This window comes from Mucilaginibacter kameinonensis, from assembly GCF_003675385.1.
Taxonomy (GTDB): domain Bacteria; phylum Bacteroidota; class Bacteroidia; order Sphingobacteriales; family Sphingobacteriaceae; genus Mucilaginibacter; species Mucilaginibacter kameinonensis.
Map to the genome: position 1 here is coordinate 26,699 of NZ_RCWZ01000008.1, position 16,845 is coordinate 43,543.

Consider the following 16,845-nt stretch of genomic DNA (forward strand, 5'->3'; position numbering starts at 1 on the left):
TATACTTGCTTATTGGGGTGCGTTTAAACGCTTGTTTAATCTAAATCAAATTTAACGCATATTACCAAGACTTGGGTCGGCGTTGTGTAAAATGATATTGCTTCTATAATATGGCGTTTATTAATAATACCGCTAATGACTGCGGTGGGTTGCCTTGTGCTTAAATTTTGCCGCTATGCGGTTTACAAAGCGTTTGTATATCTCCATATCAAATATGGCCGAATCTGTAGCCGCCTTATATGAAAGGAACAACCCTATAGGCAACAGCGTGATAATGGAGATCCACATACCCAGGTACTTATTGATGTCCCCACCTTTAACTGATTTTTCGCCAATGGTGGTAATAATATAGTAGATGAGGAAAAACACAACCGAAACTACCACTGGCAAACCCAGGCCCCCTTTGCGGATGATGGAACCCAACGGCGCGCCAATTAAAAACAGTACCAAACAAGCAACCGAAAGGTTATACTTTTTCTGGTACTCCACAAAATACCTGCGGATATTTTCAGAATCGCCTTTATACCTGTCGCTCCGGTTTTTGATCACATCTTTAATTGATCTTATCTCAGACGCGGCACTGCTGAGGCTCATCTGTTGCTCAGATAAGGTAAGCCCCTGAAAAACATCCTTTTTAGGATCAAACTCCTTATACTTTTTAATAACCTTTGATTGGGTTGGTATCGAATAGTATTTGATATAGGGTGTTACCAGCTTATAATTCACCATCACATTACTATCAACAGAATGCTGCGACGAATCCAGGTAATGTGTCAGCTGTTTAACGTTCATCATTTGTGATGCCTGCTTAAACTCGCTTTCATTTGTCCGGGTAATCTTAAAAGTAGAAAGATCAAATTTAGTTTCTGTTTCCTTAAAACGCTGACGCAGGAGGCGCTGCCGGGTATTATAAGTTGCATTTTCCGGAGCCGATTCTTCGTACCTTACCCCATCCTTCAACCGTAATACCAGGTATTTATCGCCCATGGTACGGAACATGGAGCCCTCGCGGGCCAGCATCACGATATTATTATTTTCGCCGTTCGGGCTTTTTTGATAGATCATGATATCGTACAAACGCTGTCCATCGGGATCTTTACGTTTTACACGAATGGTATAGCCCGGGAAACTGTTGCTGAATACACCCTCCGGCAGTAAATCTGCCGATTTCTGTTTCCGGGCATCATACAGCAGCGAGAAATATTTTAGGTTGGCCACCGGCAGCATATAATCCGAAAACAGGAACGCGGCAATACTGAGTATGGTAACCACAGTGATCATGGGATACATGGCACGTTTTAACGAAATACCGGCAGCCTTGATAGCTACCAGCTCATAGTTTTCGCCAAGCGAGCCGTAGGTCATGATGGTTGAAAGCAGGATGGATAAGGGCAGCGCCATCTGAACATTGGTGGCCGAGTTATACATCATGAGCTCCAGTATAGTATACCAGGCAAAACCCTTGCCAATGAGGTCGTCAATGTATTTAAACAAAAACAACATCAGCAGCACAAACATCACTATGAAAAGTGTAACCAAAAAAGGCCTTATAAACGATTTAAGGAGTAAAAGGTGGATTTTCTTCATTAGTGCTATTTGCAATTAACAGGGGCAAAACCAGTTAGCCGCACAGTTAAACCCATTAACGTGCAAAACATAGTTAAGCGTACAAAATTAGCTAAAATAAAGTTTTTATCAGGCGCCTAATACACTTATAAGGTAATCGATAGAGTTATCCCAGATCAGCTTTCTTTCCGCAATGGCATCTTCGGCGGCAAAATCGGTAATGGCGAGCGCTACATCATTTGTAAGCTCATCCTGCAGTATTTCCATTTCAAAATAATACTGCGCATCATCATCAATCCATTTAAAACGTACAGATTTGTTTTCCTTAACGGAGCAAAGTTTGGCTTTTTGCGATTCATCATCCCATGTAAAAGTATAAACATGGTCACGAATATTAACCTCGTCGGCAAACCACTGAGACAAGCCGTTAGGCTCGCTTAAGAAGCTGAACAGGATACGCGGAGATGACTTTATCTCGTACTCAATGGTAAATTTTTTCTTTTCGGACATTCGGTTTACACTTAAAAAAGAGGAACAAAATTAAAATGTTTAACATTTTTTCTAAAGAAAACGAATTTCTGCTATATTTGCAAACCTTTTTAGGGACGGCCACTTGTTTTAAAGCAAAGCCACTCTTTTTACTAACCACAAAAAGAGTTACATACATAAAAACGGCGGGGTAGCTCAGATGGTTAGAGCGTAGGATTCATAACCCTAAGGTCGGCAGTTCGATCCTGCTCCCCGCTACTGGAACCGGCAAAAGCCTTGAAGTTCGAACTTCTCTATTGAGAATGAAGTACCTTCAAGGCTTTTTCGTTTTCTTATAATTGTTCACGACTTCCTATATAACATATAAATTACTGATAATTAATATGTTATATGTTCGATCCCGCTCCGGTTACCCGATCCGCCTAAGATTGTATAATTTACTATAAAACAGGCAGTTAAAGTTCGAACTTAATATTATTACAGAGAGATCAAGAACTCCTGAATAAAAAATGCTGTGTCTTACTCCAACTAATCATTGGTGTTATTTTGATTCAAGTGAATGCTGAAGGCTATCTTCGTTAGTTTTTTGATGGTTGCTATAATCTCTATTAGTTGGCCATCAGTAAAATTAGCAAATAGGCAATATGCTCTTAACTCTTCAATTGTGAGATCGTGCTTTCTGGTAATGTCTATTTCTTTTAATTCTTCCATTGTTATCTTTTAATGGAAATCATGGTACATTAGTTCTTTGATGTCTGCTTCCAGTATAGTTAATACAGTTAAGTTAACATATTAATTAATGTATAGGGATGGGACCAACTTGCGATGGATTTAGATACATCTAGTGATGAATAGGAATTCAATCGTAGTGATTTACAGTAACATTAACAATTGTCTTCGCCGGGAACAAAGATTTTCTCTATTAGTTAAATATATTTGTAGCTTAGTAAATAATCCCATTCTATAATGAATCAAGATTTGTTAGTCAGGCTTTTCCGTTCGATAGACGGCGATTACAATGACGATATTGTCAAGGTTGCTGAAACTATCATAGCTGATGAACGAAAAAAAGGCCATGAGAAACTAGCAGAAAGATTAAAGACAATTCTTCAGAAAAATGTTCACACCAATCAAAGTTTTCGCGGGGAGTTAAAAAATATTTTTGGCTCTGTTTCTATTCCAACTGACAAGAGGTATAATATTCCACTTGCGCTGGAAATATCGCGCGAACAGCTCCGGCATCATATGATTCTAACGGATGAGATAGAATCAAAGATCAAGAGGATCGAGCAGGAATATGTCGCTCGAGAACGGTTAGCCCAATATGGCCTTAAACCTCGTCGAAGAATACTTTTTCATGGTGCACCCGGCTGTGGTAAAAGTATGAGTGCAGAGCGGATTGCCTGGAATATTGGTTTGCCGTTTTTAAAAGTAAGATTTGAAGCCATCATATCCTCTTATCTCGGTGAATCTGCCTCTAATTTGAAAAAGCTTTTCGAGGCCATAGTTACTTTCCCATGTGTGTTATTGTTAGACGAATTTGATTTTATTGCACAATCAAGAGGTAATAAACAAGATGTAGGCGAAATGCACCGAGTAGTTAATATCCTTCTTAATGTATTGGAAGACTACGATGGTCCCGGTCTTATCGTCGCTACTACAAACCTTGAAGGTTCCATAGATAAAGCACTTTTTCGTCGTTTCGATGATATTATCGAAATCCCTAAACCAGGTCAGGAAGAAGTTTTGAGAATATTAAAAGGTACTTTGTCGAGCATAAAAACTGAAAAAACAATTGATTGGGTAAAGTTATCATCTGACATGGTAGGATTTTCGGCAGCATTAGTCGTTAAAATCGCAAATGACGCAGCCAAGAACTCCGTAATACACGGAAATGGTGTAGTTGGAAACGAACATTTTGTTATATCTTTGGCTGAGAACCAATTATATAACAAATCCTGATACCTTATTATGGCCGAGTTTCCTCATTTACCGCTTAGTCGCAGACTATTTGGGGCTTACAATTTTCCTAGGGGAGGAAGTAATAAAAAAGCCGATCAAACAACACAAAATTTAACTAACCGTGCTGGTCATGGCGCGGCTCTGCAATCTCAGGTCACCAACCTAAAAGCTGCCTGGGAACAGCACCTTGAAGATCGTGAACGAGAGGGTTTGCCGGAACTCTTTAACTCCAATCTAAAACCGATCTATCTTCGCGTAGATTTGGATTCCTTTACCCTGGAGTCTTTACGCCATTGGGGTATCGAAATATTATCCGAAGAAGAAAACGGGTATATTATCGGTGTTTCAATGGATGATTTCACTTCGTTATCAGATAAAATTAATCAGTTTCTACAACACCAGGGGCGGTATAAAGATACCGCCGCGAAGCTATGGGAAATCAATGATGGATTACACTGGCGTATTGAACATATTTTAACTCCAGAACTCAACCAAAAATGGGATCAGATACGTGATGATGAGGAATATACCGTTTATGCGGGTATCGCCTGTTATGCTTTTGTTGATAATTATCCGGAGAAAAAAGAGCTATCCGATGAAGTTTATAATTTAAAAATTACGGAATGGGAAACAGAGCGAAACCGTGTCTTGATCAGTCGGGAAGATGAGGGCTTTAGAAGACAAGACGAATTAGACAGGCTAATAGAGTTATACAGTGGAGAACGGATAAGTGATTTTGTCGATTTTAATGATAGCTTTTATGCTTCTTTTCGGATTGTAGGTAAAGGTTTAAAAGATATTGCCCTTTCATTTCAGTATCTCTATGAGCTTGGCGAGATCAACTCTTATAAAATACCTACCGACACGGATGAAGGTTTTGAAGAGATCAACCCTGAACTAATACCGCCTAAGGCCGATGATCCTAAAATATGCGTGATCGACAGCGGTATTCAGGAAAGACACCGGCTTTTAGAAGCCGCAATAGATTTTGCCAGTTCACATTCGTTTATCGCTCAGGATCCCGATGTGACTGATAAAGTTGAAGGCGGGGGCCACGGCACCAAAGTTGCAGGAGCCGTTCTCTATTCCAACGTAATTCCAAGAACAGGTGCCCATCAACTCCCTTTTTGGATACAAAATGCCAGAGTATTAGACCATGAAAACAAACTAGTAACAGGGACCGATCCGGCTCAATTAATGCTTGATGTTGCCGCAAGGTATAATACTACTAGAGTCTTTAATCTCTCAGTTGCTGAAGATAGAGCTTATATTGGCTCACACATGCCACCTTGGGCAGCCACCCTTGATAAGATCAGTTATGAGCAGGATAAATTATTCATCGTTGCTACCGGGAATATTTTCAGATCCTCATTGCTTTCTGGACACCCCGGCCTCACTGAAATGTTAGCAGATGGCTTAAATTATCCTGATTTTTTACATTCACTACTTTCCAATAAGGTTTCAAATCCCGGTATTTCTGCATTCAGTTTGACTGTTGGATCGGTGTGTGTTGATGAATATGATGATGCTGATAAAAAATCCTTTGGGAAATTTAATCAACCGTCATCATTTACAAGAACAGGTTTAGGCATGTGGGAAATGGTAAAACCAGATGTAGTAGAATACGGCGGCGATTTTGTACACGAAAAATTAGGACAAAGATTAATCACCAACGATCCATCCGTAAGCCCCGAATTAGTATATTCCACAAGGAATGGACATGCAGCGGTCGCCAAGCATACAGTAGGCACTTCATTCGCCGCTCCAAAAGTTGCACATATCGCAGGTTGGCTAAATAAAAGTTTCCCGCAACTATCCACTATTTCTTATAAAGCGTTAATCGTCCAGTCTGCAAGATTGCCGGAAGACAAATGGAGAAACCCCAGTTTAACGGATATAAAATGTATGGGTTATGGCATCCCTTCTTTAGAAAGGGCTACCCAAAATACGACAAACCGCATCACATTTTTATCTGAGGGTTTCGTTACACCAAAATCTGCCGACACATTTATGGTCAAAGTGCCGTCTGAAATTAACCGTCCCGGTTTCGATAATGAAATATTGATCGAGGTCACTCTAAATTTTCAGGCACCTGTCAGAAGAACAAGAAAGCTTACCAAATCTTACTTATCTACCTGGTTGACATGGGAAATATCCACTCCGGACGAATCTTATAGTGAATTTTGTAATAGGGTAATCAAGTCTATTGACAATCCGCAAAGTAATGGAGGTGGGAGAAACGGCATGCAATGGACTATTTTTGATCGTGGCAATAATGGTATTGTGCGAAACATGAAACGTCAAGACAGTACCACACAAAAGGATTGGACTGTCATTAGCTCAAATCAACTACCCGACGAATTTTCATTAGCAGTAGTTGGGCATTTAAGCTGGGAAAAAGACATGAAAACTAAGGTGCCGTATTCGATCATAGTAAGTTTTGAATCATTAAATCCAGATATTCCAGTTTATCAGTTGTTTGAAGTCGAAAATCGTATAGGTATTGAACAAGAAGTTACGATTTAGGGAACTTTACGCCTGTTTTACTAAATCGTAAAATCTAATTTTTTTCAATAATAACATTTGCATCCATCACCGCTTGTAAATCATCATAAAGGGTCGAACTATTGCGTGTCGACTCTAAAAAGCCACTCTTTCGAGTGGCTTTTTTTGTTTATCTTTATTTATGTTCACCGTTTATGTACTTTACTCGCAAAAGCATAATCAAATTTATACAAGTTATACATCTGATTTAGATAACATCGTGTACTCGCTATCGAGAATATAGAACGATACCTATAATACTCCAACAATAATAAAAAAAACCCGGCGCTATCGCGCCGGGTTTTTTTATGCCTATTTATAACCGGGATTCTGATCCTCCGGGGTGATCTGATCGTTTAGCTTCATCTCTACGTCAGGGATCGGGTAACGCATTTGAAAGGCCTGTAATGAGCCGGATTCTTTTGCCCACTTATTACGTGTCTTTACGTATTCGATAAACTTACCGGTACGGATAAGGTCAATACGGCGCCAGTTTTCTGCAAATAGCTCGCGGATCCGCTCATCCATGATCGCGGTTCTGAAAGCATCTTGTGATAGGGCTGTCCACCGTTTATCTGCCGGCAAGGTTCCGCCCCAGGCGCGGGTACGTACTTCGTTCACCACGTTAACTGCATCATTGGTTTTTCCAAGTTCGTTCAAACATTCCGCGTAGCAAAGTTTGATATCGCCGAGACGCAGCACAGGAATGTTCTTTCCTGAGTTCCACTCGTTGTTGATCTTTTGATCGGAATGTTTATCCGTACGGAAATCCTCATATTTTTTTACGTGAGGTTTCAGCTCGTCGTAATTTGTTCCGAGGTCTTCCCAAAGGATCGGGTCTAAAGTAGGTGTGGTTCCATAATAGGTGAAATCATAACGGATACTTTCGTCCTTGCGTAAGTCACCATCTTCCCAAATACCGCCATTGGCAACAGTTTCATAAGCATGAACGGTTGGCACAATCTTATCATAACCCGAATAGTAACAGCCATCGCCAAAGGCTGCCTGTACTGCACGTGAGCCAATCTGGAACTGCAGTTTATTGTTGTTAGGATAAACCGGGCTAAACTGAAACTCGAATATAGATTCGGCGGTATTACTTTTAGTATAGTCCCACAGATCCTTGTAAGCCACCAGCGAGTATTTGCCCATCATCTGCTCAAAGGCCAGCCTTGCACTGTCAAAATTCCTTAAACCGGTACTCTCCGGGGCCGACATATATGCCTTTCCAAGCATGGCAAAAGCAGCACCAATGGTAGCCCTTCCGGCGGCGTTGGTTTGCGGACACAATTGAGAGGCTTTAGTAAAGTCATTAATGATAAATGTCCACACATCTTTAAGCGGTTGGCGTTTGAAGCCCAACGTAGATTCTCTGCTGATATCGCGGATTGGTATCTCACCCCAGTACATCGCCAGTTCAAAGTCAACAAAACCACGAACAAAATAGGCTTCACCCAGCAAGTTGCCTTCACGGGTGCCGGCTTTTGCATTCAGTTTCTCCAAACCATTAATGATCTTGGCCGATTCATTAACCACCGGCCAGCGGATATTCCATTGATTGGCCAGGTGAGGCAATAAAGAGTTCAGGTTAAGGTCGTACCTGTCGAGGCCTCCCTTTTGCGGATCGCTTTTCATCTGAAAAGCGCCCTGCTGGGTTTCATCGGTACCCATCATCGTGATCAGGCCCTGCTCATCGGTACGAAAGTTTTTAAAGTTCGAGTACACCCCTTTCAGGCTGGTCTCGATGAGGTTAACGTCAGAATACACCTTCGACTCATCCAGTTTGGTCAGGCTATCCTCGGTCAGGAATTTTTTGCAGGAAACAGTACCTAATAACGCGCCTGCAAGGCATATGGTAAATAATGTCTTTTTCATAATCATTCAGGTTTAAAATCCAAAGTTGACGCCTAAAACAAAGCTTCTAACCGGCGGATAGCCATAATCCCCGGTTTCCGGATCTATGCCTTTATACTTGGTTACCAGGAACAGGTTTGAACCGGTTGCATAAACACGCAGACGGTTTACCTTCCACTGGCTTAACAGCTTATCCGAAAAATTATAAGATAAGGTCAAGGTTGAAAGGCGCAGGTACGATGCGTTCTGTATGCTGTAATCCAAATCCGATGGGTTATACCTGTTATAGCTGGTATTAGCAATCACTTTCGGGATATTAGTGTTCGTGTTCTGAGGTGTCCAGCGGTTAAGCAGGTCTGTTGAAGCCATGCTTTCGCCATAACTGTTAATCAAACCTTCATAGTAGCTGCTCACCTTTTTTGCTCCTACCGAGTAAACAAATACCGCGTTTAAAGCAAAGTTCTTATAAGAAAAATCTGTTGAGAAACCACCAAAAAATTTAGGATCTGACTTACCCACCACCTGGCGGTCATACTGGTCAACAACACCGTCTTTTACGCCGTTGGGGCCAGATACGTCTTTGGCAAACAGGTCGCCAAGGCCAACTGTTTTTCCGTTGTAATTAAGCCCCTGCCATTCGGCACGGTTTGATTCTTGCGCAATACCACCCGAAACATAGGTATAAATGGTGTGCAGCGATTGACCAAGGAAGATGTTTCCTTCACGCTGGATAACGTTTTCGTACAGATTATAGATCTCAGTAGCGCCGCCATACAGTTTTTCAACCTTGTTCCTGGTGAAGGATATATTACCGCCGAGGTTCCAGTTCCAGTCTTTACTTTGAACAATTTGACCGTTAATGGATAACTCTACACCCTTGTTGTTGATACGACCGATATTTTCCCACTCCTGCGTATAGCCGGTTGTGGTGGCTAAAGAACGGTTAAGCAGCAAGTTGTCGTTGTTGATGTAAAACGCGTCGGCGGTTACGTTTAAGCGCGATTTAAAGAACGCCATATCCAAACCTACATTGGCTTGCTTCTGCTTTTCCCAGGTGATATTCGGGTTGCCTCTCCGGCCGTCATTTACGATCAATGCGTTGCCGTTATCAATCCTTGAACCATAAAGCGTTTGGTAAGCGTAGTTACCAATATCCTGGTTACCAACCACACCGTAACCAACACGAAGTTTCAACAGATCAAAAACCTTCTGACCTTTAAAAAAGCTTTCATTGGTAACAGCCCAGGCAGCAGAAACTGAAGGGAATGTACCCCAGCGTTTATCAGCCGCAAACCTTGATGAACCATCACGACGGGCGGTTGCTGTTAAATAATACCTGTTGTCGTAATCATAGTTAGCCCTGGCAATTACCGAAAACAATGAATAGGCATAGAAATCCGATCCAAGTACCGATTTTTCTACCGCTGCCGCGCCACCAAGGTCATAGTATAAAAGATCATTGCTGGCAAAACGATCGCCCTGGGCAAGGGTATAATTGGAGCTGCGTTTGCTGGTACTTGTACCTAACAAGCCGGTAAAATGATGCTTTCCGGCAAACGTAGTGTTATAGGTAGCCGTGTTATCCCACTGCCAGTAAAGATCGCTCCAGCGCTCGTGTTTTGCACGCGCATCGCCGTTATAATTACGGATAGCCTCCTGGATATTGTTAGGGGTAAACGTAAAGAAGGTTTGCTGCGCATAATCAACTGCAAAAGTTGAACGGATATCCAGGCCTTTGATCGGGTTAATGTTCAGATAATTTGATGTTACCAACCTGTTCCTGTTTTGCTGACGGGTGATGTCAAGCGAGTTGAAAGGGTTGAAATCGTTATTATTCTGTTCTCCGTGCGACCGGTAATATACCGTAAGATAATCGCTGTTATAACGGGTTGCCGGATCTTTGTAAGGATTATAATTTAAAAGCGGGTTGCCGTTAAGCGCCTTATTATACACATCATCGGTAGGTATGTTATCATCAGTACGGGTAAAACCGGTATTGGTGCCAACTTTTAACCAGCGTTTAACATCATATTCGGCATTAAAGCGGCCGGTATATTTATTCTGTTTGGTTTCATCGATAATACCTTTTGTGCCCGCGTAACCCATACTTAAATAAAAAGTACCACGTTCTGAACCACCCGAAAACGCAACCGAATGATTTTGCTGATATCCTGTTTGTTTTACCTGATCAAGCCAGTTAAAACTCTGACCACTGTTATGGGTATCAAATTCCTGCTGCGAAAACGCTATATTGGTTTTTAAAAGTGTGTTGTTGATATAGTCCTGGCGGTTGGCGGTCGGATTATCTTTTAGGTAACCATTGGCGTAGGCATCGGTACGCAGGTCAAATAACTGATTGGCATTCATGGTTGAAGGCATGCGCATGATGTTTGTAAAACCACCCCAGCCTTCATAAGTAACCGTGCCGTCGCCTGCTTTTCTTTTACCTTTTTTAGTAGTGATGATCACAACGCCGTTGGCACCTCTTGAACCGTATAAAGCGGTAGCAGATGCATCCTTCAGCACCTGAACCGATGAAACATCATTCAGGTTAATAGATTTAAAGCCGCCCAGGTTGTTTTCCATAACCAAACCATCAACCACATATATCGGGCTTGAGCCTGAGTTAATGGTATTGATACCACGGATACGGATGCTGGCATCATCGCTCGGCTTTGAACCTCCGCTTACAAAAACACCGGAAACACGGCCCTGCAACGCTTCACCCACGTTGGTAACCGGCCTTTCTTCAAGCGTTTTTGATTCGATACTGGCTACCGCGCCGGTTAAATCTGATTTTTTAAACGTAGCACCTACAACTACAACCTCGTTAAGGCTGCTGCTGCTGGATACCAGTTTAACTTTCACCGGTTCGGCACCTGCAGTAACTTCCTGGGTTTCAAAACCGATATAACTTACTATTAACACCGTACCCGGAGCCACATTTAAAGAAAAGTCGCCATTTACGTCGGTCACTGTTCCGGTTTGGGTGCCTTTGATTTTGACAGATACACCCGGAAGCGGCAGGCCTTTTTCATCAACCACATTACCTTTTACAGGTGCCCGTGATAAATCTATTTCCGGGCGGATAATAGTCATAACGTTTTGCTGAATATCCTTGTTGCTGATCACAATGACATTACCCGAAGCTTCATAACTGAGATTAATTGGCGATAAAAGCAAATCAAGCACTTCGCTTAATTTAAGGTCGCTTACCGATAAATTAACCTTTTGATCGGCATTGATCAGTTCTGAAACAAAGGTGAAGGAAACATGACTTTTGCTTTCCAGCGTCCGCAAAACACTTTTAAGCGATTTATTTGATTCTGATATCGAAACACGGGTTTCAAGAGCCGCCTGGGCCCTTGAAGTTTTGGCAAAAGCACTTCCGAATAATGTAAGAATTATAGTTAACTGTACAAGCGTAATTCTCATTATTTTTAGGAGTATAGGTTTATATTTCATACTTTAGTTTTGGTTAGTTATTGATTTGGTAACTGGCAAAAAAAGCCCCACCTCGGCCCTGGGCCAAGAAACATTTGAACGTGTGAAAAATGGGGCAAACAACTTAACCGGCAGTACCGCAAATATTGCCGGTTTTTGTTTATTGAGGGTTGATGTCAGGTGATCTGCTTTTCTTCATAATTTGATTTAAATTGTACTAATTGATTATCTGCCGGAACTAAGTTTGTTATCCGGCGAACCTATGATGATCCGTCCGTCCTTAAAACTGCATTCCATATTTAATGCTTTACAAATGATCCTTACCTTCTCATCCAATGGCTTTTCTGAAATGGAAGTTGTCAGGGTAAGTTTTTCCAGTTTCTCGCGGTCGTACTCAATGTTTACGCCGTAGGCTTTATTGATCTTCTCTATAACTGAAATAACAGGGGCATTATCAAACGTAAATTCTTTAGGGGCCCGTACCTGCGACAAGATGAGCGGACGGGGGAGCAATTGTTTTTCATTATTCTGCTTGCCTGCCGAGTAAACCACCTGTTGATTTTGGGTAAGAATAACTTCTTTAGGGCGATCCGGGTCTTTATCATCCGCGGCGCCATCGTATACAGAAACACGTCCTGTGTTAACTACTACCTTAACATCCTGTTTTCCGGCTATACTTTTAACCGTAAAGCTGGTACCAAGCACTTTAACAACTATATTTCCATTGTGGACAAGAAATGGTTTATGGGGATTTTTGTGTACTTCAAAAAAAGCTTCGCCGGTTAACACAACATCCCTTGTATCACCAAATGTAGCAGGGTATCGTAATGACGATCCGGGTTTTATAACCGCAAGGCTCCCATCACTCATACGGATCAGTTTGGCCACATGACTTTGGTTAGAGACATTCAGCATATTGACAATCTCAATTACCGGGCCCTGATTAATCTTTTTATAGTATGACAGGTAAAACCAGGTACCAACCGTAGCAAATACGCAAATGGCCGCGGCAATCCTCACCCACATTGTCCGGTAAATAGCGGTTTTCTTTTTTTCCGGCACGCTGATCCTTTGCTGCAAACCGGAAATCATTGCGTTTACCTTCTCGTCAGACAGGCTAACTTTCAGGGGCTTGATCCTGAACGATCCGGCTATCGCCGCCGCTTCATCAATAGTCTTTTGTTTTTCCGGGTATTGGTTCAGCCATTTTGCCCAAAAAGCATCATGATCCGGTTCTTTTTTCAAAACCCAGTCAATAAAAAAATCATCATGCAGAAAGTCTTCAACTTCGAAGTTCGAATAATCGGTCATCTGAGCGTCGGTGTACAGTTGGTTACACCCTATATATCAGAAAACCGCCCGGGAATACTCACTTGCTGGCAAAAAAAATGAAGAAATTTTAATTTATTCTATAAAACACTAAATATCAGTGAATTAATTTAGAAGTTTTTATAAGCATCAATACAAAAACAAACACCGCCCAGTTGGCTTTGAAGCTTTTATAGGCGCGTTGCAACAGGTTATGCACCGATTGGCGGTTAATACCCATGATCTGTTCGATCTCGTTAAAATCCAGTTCTTCAAAAAAGCGAAGATAAAGTACCTCCCTGTGGCGCGGCGGTAATTCGTTGAGCACCTGTTGTACCCGTGTGCTAAGTAATGTGACATCAACCTCGGCAATCAGCCGGGTTTCAATACTGAAATCAACCAGGAAATCATAGGATTCGTCAAGCGCCTGGTTTCGTTGCCAGTTTGCCTGTTCGCGAAAAACACGATGACGCATAGCTTTAAAAAGATAGCCTTTTACCGCCGGCGTGGCGTTAATACGCTCCCGCCCCTCCCAAAGATCAAAAAACAGGTCCTGTATACAATCTTCAATAAAAGCTTCATCCTGGTTAAAACGGTAACCATAGTTAAAAAGGGCTTTGGCATACCTGCTCACCAGTTCGGTATAGGCATCCCGGTTACCCGCTCTGAAAAGATCCCAAAGATCTGTTTCTTTAACGGCGGCCGTGAAATCCTTTATTGCACCCATTGATCTCGTCACTTTCTGCGTCCCGGGAAGATAAATAGCTAAATTAATTGGTTGATCTCCGGTTTACCGGAAAACGGATTCAACAAAATAAAACGAAAGTTAGATAAAAATCAATTAAAATACCTGAACATCTTACAACTGAGACAAAAGTTACAATTTACGGGGTCAATTGAACGCACTATCAATTGCTTCGTGATGTAAACACCATCCAATAAAATTTGTCATCGCTTTAATAAATCATGAACGTTATTCATGACTTACCCCGGTAAAACCACCCGATTTTATTCAGAATTGCTGTTTATCTTAGGCGCGATGATCAGAAGGATTATAGCTTTCTTAATGGCCGGGCTCTTACTCTTTGGCAGCGTAGCTTTGCCACTGGGCGATTTTTCCCTGCTGAAAGAGCTGCCCCGCATGTATCATGCGTATGAAAAAGTGGTTTCGCCCGACGAAAAAGGTGTACTCGATTTCATCGGCGATTATTTGCTGAACGGCAAAGATCTGTTGGGTCATAATCAGCATGACCAGCCATCCAAAGCAGGCGATCTCCAGTTTCAGCGTTCGGCCGCTTTCGCTACCATTATCCAGCCCGGTGTGCCTTTGATCAGGTTATTACCAGCCCCGGCAGAACCCGACCATCATGCTGTTTATCTGCCTGCTGCCTTAAGTGATTATCACCCATCCTTATTCCGCCCTCCGTTAGCGTAAGCCACCCCGCATTTCTATCTATTTATTTTTTTAAACGCTACACGCTAATTTTTCATGCGCAAACTACTTTTATGGGTTGTGCTGCTGCTTTCATTTTCGGCACACGCACAACATACTTTACGCCTGGTTGTAAAAGACGACCAGAGCAAATTGCCCCTGGCCGGCGCCACGGCCTATATCGCCGATCTTAAAAAAGGTGGTGTTTCCGACACCAGCGGTCATATTATTATCAAGAATATTCCCTCCGGCAAATACGAGATAAAGCTGAGCATGGTGGGATACTTGCCGGCAGATAAGACTTTGGCATTTCCGTTAAAGTCACCTGATGAAACGGTAGAAGTTTATCTGGAACCGATGGCCGGCGAGCTGGCCGAGGTGGTTATACAAACCAACCGCACCGGGCGAAACCGCAGTGACATACCTACGCGCATTGAAGCCTTACCTCCCGAAGAGCTTGACGAAAAAGGCACCATGCGCCCCGGCGATATTAAAATGCTGCTGGGGGAAATCACAGGTGTGCATATACAAGCCACTTCGGCGGTGAGCGGCCTTGCCAGTTTCCGTATCGAAGGCCTTGACAGCCGGTACACACAATTACTGCAGGACGGTCTGCCAACCTATGATGGCTTTTCGGGCGGACTGGGCCTGGTACAGGTATCGCCACTAAACTTGAAACAGGTAGAGATCATCAAAGGCTCCGCTTCTATCCTATATGGCGGCGGCGCTATAGCCGGCCTGGTAAACCTGATCAGCAAAACTCCGGGCAAAAAGCCGGAGCTCAACTTCCTGCTTAACCAAAACACGGCTAAAGGAACTGATGCAAGCGGGTTTTATAGCCGGCAATGGCATAAAGTAGGTACAACCATTTTCGGTGCCTATAATTATAACGGAGTTTATGATCCTGGCAGCACCGGTTTTTCGGCAATCCCTAAAACCAACCGTTTTTTGCTTAACCCCAGGATTTTCTGGAAGCCGGGCAGTAAAGATTCCCTGTGGTTTGGTGTAAATATATTGCACGAGGACCGCAAAGGTGGCGATATGCGGGTTCTTCGTGGCCACCCTGATAACCTGCATCAGTATTTTGAACATAACATCAGCGACCGTTTGTCTTCGCAATTTTCTTATACCCATAAGCTCGATAGCAACAGTCAGTTCAACTTCAAAAATGCTGCTGGCTATTTTAACCGTAAGCTCAGTCAGCCTCAATTCAATTTCAGGGGCGTTCAGGTTTCATCTTACACAGAGGCAAACTATGTGCGTAATGGCAAAGTTGCCAGTTGGGTAGCCGGAACGGATGTTTGGACAGATCATTTAACCCCAAAAGAAGGTAGCGCCAATCTGGGTTATAGCCGCGATACCTACGGGTTGTTTGCACAAAATACTTTTAAACCGGCAAAATGGTTCGCGGTTGAAAGCGGTTTGCGGCTTGATGGGAACTCTCCCTCACCTGCTACGCCATCAAACGGTTTGTTTTTATTGCCCCGCGTAAATGCCCTTTTCACCTTGAACGAACATTGGACCAGCCGCCTTGGCGGTGGCCTTGGTTATAAGATGCCCGACATATTTAATGACGATGCCGAAGAACAAGGCTATCGTTATTTACAGCCCCTGAACACAGGAGCAACCAAAGCCGAGCGCTCGGCGGACGCGAATTGGGACGTTAATTATAAGGGCGTTTTAGGTGATGCCTTTCTGCAGGTTAATCAATTATTTTTCCTGACCCGGGTAAACGACCCGCTGATCTTGCAGCATAATGCTTTCATCAACGCGCCGGGCTACCTATTAAGCAAAGGCGCCGAAACCAATATGAAACTACTCATGGACGAACTGGGTATCTACCTGGGTTATACCTATACCGATGTTCAGCGCCACTTTAACGGCTTGGCAACAGCGCAAACATTAACGCCTAAACACCAGCTGAATACGGATATGACTTATGAAATTGAGAATAGTTTCCGCGCAGGTATAGAAGGCTTTTACACCGGCTCTCAATTATTGGGCGATGGTACCACCGGCCGTTCGTACTGGACATTCGGGCTGCTGGTACAAAAAATGTGGAAGCACTTCGATATATTCATTAACGGCGAAAACCTGACCGATCAGCGGCAGAGCAGATGGGGCACAATCTATACCGGCTCTATGTCGAGCCCGATCTTTAAAGACATTTACGCGCCGCTGGATGGCGCTGTGATAAATGCAGGGATAAGGATCAAACTCCTGAATTGATAGGTTAGATCAAAGCC

Annotated in this window: 11 protein-coding genes and 1 tRNA gene; 5 read left to right on the forward strand and 7 right to left on the reverse strand. The window is 42.8% G+C overall.

Annotated elements, in window-relative coordinates:
- Positions 1 to 132: 132 nt before the first annotated feature.
- The gene (locus EAH55_RS29515) at positions 133 to 1,587 is read right to left on the reverse strand and encodes an LptF/LptG family permease (protein ID WP_121812862.1); all 1,455 of its coding nucleotides are present in this window, start codon (positions 1,585 to 1,587) and stop codon (positions 133 to 135) included.
- 108 nt (positions 1,588 to 1,695) lie between these two features.
- On the reverse strand, positions 1,696 to 2,076 hold the full coding sequence (locus EAH55_RS29520) for an START-like domain-containing protein (RefSeq protein ID WP_112575589.1): 381 nt from the start codon (positions 2,074 to 2,076) through the stop codon (positions 1,696 to 1,698).
- Between the two features lie 163 nt (positions 2,077 to 2,239).
- Here EAH55_RS29520 and EAH55_RS29525 point away from each other — a divergent pair.
- Positions 2,240 to 2,313: transfer RNA gene (locus EAH55_RS29525), tRNA-Met, on the forward strand.
- A gap of 270 nt (positions 2,314 to 2,583) precedes the next feature.
- Here EAH55_RS29525 and EAH55_RS29530 read toward each other — a convergent pair.
- Positions 2,584 to 2,766 (reverse strand): hypothetical protein, encoded by a 183-nt coding sequence (locus tag EAH55_RS29530; RefSeq protein ID WP_121812863.1) that lies wholly within the window; start codon positions 2,764 to 2,766, stop codon positions 2,584 to 2,586.
- A 255-nt stretch (positions 2,767 to 3,021) separates the two neighbouring features.
- Here EAH55_RS29530 and EAH55_RS29535 point away from each other — a divergent pair, with 255 nt between their 5' ends.
- Entirely contained in the window at positions 3,022 to 4,017 is a 996-nt protein-coding gene (locus tag EAH55_RS29535) for an AAA family ATPase (RefSeq protein ID WP_121812864.1), read from the forward strand.
- A gap of 9 nt (positions 4,018 to 4,026) precedes the next feature.
- Positions 4,027 to 6,543 (forward strand): S8 family peptidase, encoded by a 2,517-nt coding sequence (locus EAH55_RS29540; RefSeq protein WP_121812865.1) that lies wholly within the window; start codon positions 4,027 to 4,029, stop codon positions 6,541 to 6,543.
- 330 nt (positions 6,544 to 6,873) lie between these two features.
- Here the strand turns inward: EAH55_RS29540 and EAH55_RS29545 are convergent, their stop codons facing one another.
- The 4 genes from EAH55_RS29545 to EAH55_RS29560 form a co-directional block, all read right to left on the reverse strand.
- Positions 6,874 to 8,436: a RagB/SusD family nutrient uptake outer membrane protein gene (locus EAH55_RS29545; RefSeq protein ID WP_121812949.1), complete on the reverse strand. Its 1,563-nt coding sequence runs from the start codon at positions 8,434 to 8,436 to the stop codon at positions 6,874 to 6,876.
- Positions 8,437 to 8,448: 12 nt separating this feature from the next.
- Complete coding sequence (locus EAH55_RS29550; RefSeq protein WP_162997103.1) at positions 8,449 to 11,850, reverse strand: TonB-dependent receptor; 3,402 nt, start codon at positions 11,848 to 11,850, stop codon at positions 8,449 to 8,451.
- Between the two features lie 234 nt (positions 11,851 to 12,084).
- A complete protein-coding gene (locus EAH55_RS29555; protein WP_121812867.1) occupies positions 12,085 to 13,170 on the reverse strand; it encodes a FecR family protein in 1,086 nt (361 codons plus the stop codon).
- Between the two features lie 115 nt (positions 13,171 to 13,285).
- A complete protein-coding gene (locus tag EAH55_RS29560) occupies positions 13,286 to 13,894 on the reverse strand; it encodes an RNA polymerase sigma factor (protein ID WP_121812868.1) in 609 nt (202 codons plus the stop codon).
- Between the two features lie 312 nt (positions 13,895 to 14,206).
- Between EAH55_RS29560 and EAH55_RS29565 the strand changes: the two genes are divergently transcribed.
- Together EAH55_RS29565 and EAH55_RS29570 are read left to right on the forward strand one after the other, a co-directional pair.
- On the forward strand, positions 14,207 to 14,602 hold the full coding sequence (locus tag EAH55_RS29565) for a hypothetical protein (protein WP_162997104.1): 396 nt from the start codon (positions 14,207 to 14,209) through the stop codon (positions 14,600 to 14,602).
- A 54-nt stretch (positions 14,603 to 14,656) separates the two neighbouring features.
- Entirely contained in the window at positions 14,657 to 16,828 is a 2,172-nt protein-coding gene (locus EAH55_RS29570) for a TonB-dependent receptor (protein ID WP_121812870.1), read from the forward strand.
- Positions 16,829 to 16,845 lie beyond the last annotated feature (17 nt).